The sequence below is a fragment of the Streptosporangium sp. NPDC049046 genome (assembly GCF_040649155.1).
In the GTDB taxonomy this organism is placed as follows: domain Bacteria; phylum Actinomycetota; class Actinomycetes; order Streptosporangiales; family Streptosporangiaceae; genus Streptosporangium.
Window position 1 is genome coordinate 1 of sequence record NZ_JBEZEZ010000079.1, and the last position, 4,361, is coordinate 4,361.

Annotated in this window: 1 protein-coding gene; it reads left to right on the forward strand. The window is 75.0% G+C overall.

Annotation, left to right across the window (positions count from 1 at the left end; translation table 11 throughout):
- Positions 1-4,361 (forward strand): type I polyketide synthase (locus AB0B96_RS40735; RefSeq protein ID WP_362907659.1); only part of this gene is annotated, 4,361 nt, incomplete at both ends.

Sequence of the window (4,361 nt, forward strand, 5' to 3'; positions counted from 1 at the left end):
CCGGATCGGGGTGGGGTGCGGCGGGCGGGGGTGTCGTCGTTCGGGATCAGTGGGACCAACGCGCATGTCATCCTCGAACAGGCACCCGACGACCCCGCCGAGACACCGAATGTCTCCGGCCACGCCAATCGGCCCGCGACCGCGCCCGCTCCCCCCGTGCTGCTGTCCGGGGACAGCCCCGCCGCTCTGCGCAGGCAGGCCGAGGCGCTGGCCGACCACCTTCAGGCCCATCCGGGGCTGGACCCGCGCGACGTGGCGGCCACCCTCGTCTCCAGGGCGCGGCTCGGCCACGGCGCCGCCGTACTCGCCGACCACCTGCCCGCCCTGCGCGCCCTGGCACGGGGCGAACTCCACGACGAGATCGTCACCGGCGAGAAAGCCCCGGGCAGGACGGTCTTCGTCTTCCCCGGCCAGGGATCGCAGTGGCCCGAGATGGCCCGCGCGCTCCTGGACTCCGACCACACCTTCCGCGCCGAGATCGAGGCCTGCGAGGAGGCGTTCGCCGGGCACACCGACTGGTCCCTCACCGCCGTGCTCCGTGGCGACACCGGCGCGCCACCACTGGAGCGCGTCGACGTCGTGCAGCCGGTGCTCTTCGCGATGATGGTGTCGCTCGCGGCGATGTGGCGCGCCGCCGGAGTACGGCCGGATGCCGTCGTCGGGCACTCACAGGGCGAGATCGCCGCGGCCTACGTGGCGGGCGCGCTGTCGCTGGCGGACGCCGCGAAGATCGTCACACTCCGCAGCAGGGCGATCGCCCGCATCGCGGGGAACGGCGGCATGGTGTCGGTGGCGTTGGGCGCCGACGAACTGGCCCGGGTCCTGACGCGCCGGCCGGGGGAGATCGAGATCGCGGTGCGCAACGGACCACGCTCCACGGTGGTCGCGGGAGGCGCGGACGCCCTCGACGAACTGCTCGCGTGGTGCGACGAGCAGGGCGTGCGCGCCCGCCGCGTCCCGGTGGACTACGCCTCGCACACCCGACACGTCGAACCCCTGCGCGAGGACCTGCTGGAGACGCTCACCGGCCTGGAACCGAGGCCGGCCGAGATCGCGTTCCACTCCTCGGTGACCGGGGAACCGGCCGACACCGCCACGCTCGACGCCGGGTACTGGTATCGGAACCTCCGCGAGACCGTGGAGTTCGAAGCCGCCGTCCACGGCCTGCTCGACACGGGACACCACCGGTTCGTCGAGGTGAGCCCGCACCCGGTGCTCACCGTGGCCGTCGAGGAGATCCTCGCCGAGCGGGGCCTGCCCGGGCTGGCGGGCGGCACGCTGCGGCGCGGCGAGGGCGGCACGGAGACGTTCCGCCGCGCCCTCGCCGTGGCCCACCTCGGCGGCGTCCCCGTCTCCTGGACGACGACGGGCCCCTCTGTCGTGGACCTGCCGACCTACCGGTTCGAGCGCGAGCGCTACTGGCTCACCCCCTCCGCCGGCTCGGCCCTGGCATCCGGGCTCGGGCCGTCCGCCGTCCGCCACCCGCTGCTGGGGGCGATGGTCGCGCTCGCGGACGGCGGCGCGGTGCTGACCGGCCGACTCGACACGGCGGCGCAGGGGTGGCTCGCCGACCACTCGGTGTTCCGCACCGTGCTGGCACCCGGCACGGTTCTCGCCGAACTCGCCACGCGGGCCGGGGACCTCGTCGGCTGCTCCGAGGTGCGCGAGCTGACCGTCCAGGCGCCTCTCGTCCTCACCCACGGGCGCCCGGCGCCGCTGCAGGTGCTCGTCGCGGCCCCCGACGAGCATGGCCGCCGGACCGTGGAGGTGCACGCGCGCTCGTCCGAGAACGCGCCGTGGACCCGGCACGCGGCCGGGACCCTCGCCCCCGGGACGACAGGGGCCACGCGGGTCGCATGGCCTCCCCCCGGAGCCGAGAGCGTCGATGTCACCGACGTGTACGCACGGCTGTACCGGCTCGGCTACGACTACGGCCCGGCCTTCCAGGGGCTGGCCGCCGTATGGCGAGCCGGCGACGGCGACGGCGGCGACGGCACGGTCTACGCCGAGCTCGTCGCGGCCGAGGCCCGGGGTACCGCGGGTGAGGATTTCGTCCTTCACCCGGCACTGCTCGACGCCGCTCTGCATCCGGTGGTGGCAGGGCTGGCCGGACTCGCCGACCCCGACCCGGACCACCCTCTCCTGCCGTTCGCCTTCGAGGGCCTGCGCCTGACCGGCGGGGCGAAGCGAGGGCGGGAAGGGCTGCGGGCGCGCATCGAGCCGCTCGGCGCCTCCCGGTTCCGCTACACCTTCGCGGACCTGGAAGGAGAGGTCGTCGGCGCCGTCGAGTCCGTGGCGTTCCGCCCGGCCGCCCGCGCCGAACTCGCCGCGGCCCGCCCCGAGGCCGACACCTACCGGGTCGGCTGGGAGCGACCGGCCGAGACGGGTCCGGCTCCCGGGAACGTCGTCGTGCTCGGCGGCTTCAGCGGCCCCGACGACCCAGGTGGCCCCGGTGGCCTCGTCACGACGGACGGGGACGTCGGCGTGGTCGACGACCTGCTGTCGGCGGCCGGCGCCGGGGCCGTGCTCGTGCCCGTGGGCGGGCGGACGGGCGACGTGGTCGCGGAGGCGTACGAGCGGACCGCCGCCGTCCTGGGACTGCTCCAGGAGTGGCTCCGCCATCCCGGGTTCGACGGTATCCGGCTCTCGGTCGTGGTGGCCGAGTCCGACCTCGCGTCCGCCCCGGTCCGTGGTCTGGTCCGCACCGCCACCGCCGAACACCCCGGCCGGTTCACCCTGGTCACCGTCGACGGTCCCGCCCCCGCCGCGCTGCTCGCCGCCGAGCACGGCGAACGCGAGGTGGCCGTACGCGGCGGCGAGCTGCTGGTGCCCAGACTCGCCTCCCACGACCTCGGCGGGAACACCCCCCACGACTCCGCCCCCCACGACTCCGCCTCCCGCGACTCCGGATCCCCGGTGGGGACATCGGCCGGCACCGTCCTCGTCACCGGAGGCACCGGAACCCTCGGCGCGCTGGTCGCCCGCAGGCTCGCCGCTTCGGCGAACCCCCCGCACCTGCTGCTGGTGAGCCGCTCGGGGCCGCGAGCGCCGGGCGCCGAGGCCCTGGCCGAGGAACTCACCGCGACCGGAGCCGGGGTGAGCGTGGTGGCCTGCGACGTCGCCGACCGTGCGGCCGTGGCGGAACTGCTGGAGTCCATCCCCGCGGACCGCCCGCTCAGGTCGGTGATCCACACCGCGGGACTGCTCGCGGACGTCACGGTCACCAGGATGACCACCGAGGAACTGGCCGTCGCGCTGCGGCCCAAGGTGGACGCGGCGTGGCACCTGCACGAGCTGACCGCGGGCCTCCCCCTGGAGGGCTTTGTGCTCTTCTCCTCCGCCGTGGCCACATTCGGCGTACCCGGGCAGGCGAACTACGCGGCCGCCAACGCCTTCCTCGACGCACTGGCCGAGCACCGGCGCCGTGCCGGTCTGCCGGCCACGGCCGTCGCCTGGGGCCTGTGGGAGGATGCGAGCGCGATGACCGCCCACCTCGGCGCGGCCGACCGCGCCCGGCTCGCCAGGCACGGTGTCGGCACGGTCGAGACCGGCCGCGCGCTGGACGTGCTCGAACGGGTGCGTGACGCCCACACCGTGGTGTCCCCGCTGGACGAGGGCGTGCTGCGGGACGAGGCGGCGGCGGGCCGCCTGCCCGCCCTGTTCTCCGGAATCGTCAAGCCGCCCGCTGCGGCCCGGCGGACGACGGCCGACGGCGCCTGGGCGCGGCGGCTGCGGGCCGAACCGCCACACGAGCGGTCTCGAACCGTCACCGGGCTCGTACGCGAACAGGCCGCGGCCGTCCTCGGCCGCGAGGACGCGGACGGGGTGGGCGCGGACCGGCCGCTGAAGGAGCTCGGCTTCGACTCGCTGACCGCCGTCGAGCTGCGCAACCGGCTCAACACGCTCACCGGACTCACCCTGCCCCCCACCGTCGCCTTCGAGTTCCCCACCGTCGCGGCGCTCGCGGGGCACCTGCTGGACGCCCTGTCGGCACAGGAGAGCACCGCGCCCGTGACCGTGAAGGGAACCGACGTCTCGGACCCGGTGGTGATCGTGGGGATGGGGTGCCGGTTTCCCGGTGGGGTGGCCTCGCCCGAGGATTTGTGGGAGCTGGTGGCATCGGGGACGGACGCGATCGGGGAGTTTCCCGCCGATCGCGGCTGGGATCTGGAGGCCCTCTACCACCCCGACCCCGACCACAAGGGGACGTCCTACACCCGGCAGGGCGGTTTCCTGCGTGACGCCGGTGAGTTCGACGCGGCCTTCTTCGGGATGAGTCCGAGGGAGGCGTTGGCGACCGATCCGCAGCAGCGTCTGTTGTTGCAGGTGGCGTGGGAGGCGTTGGAGCGGGCGGGCATCGA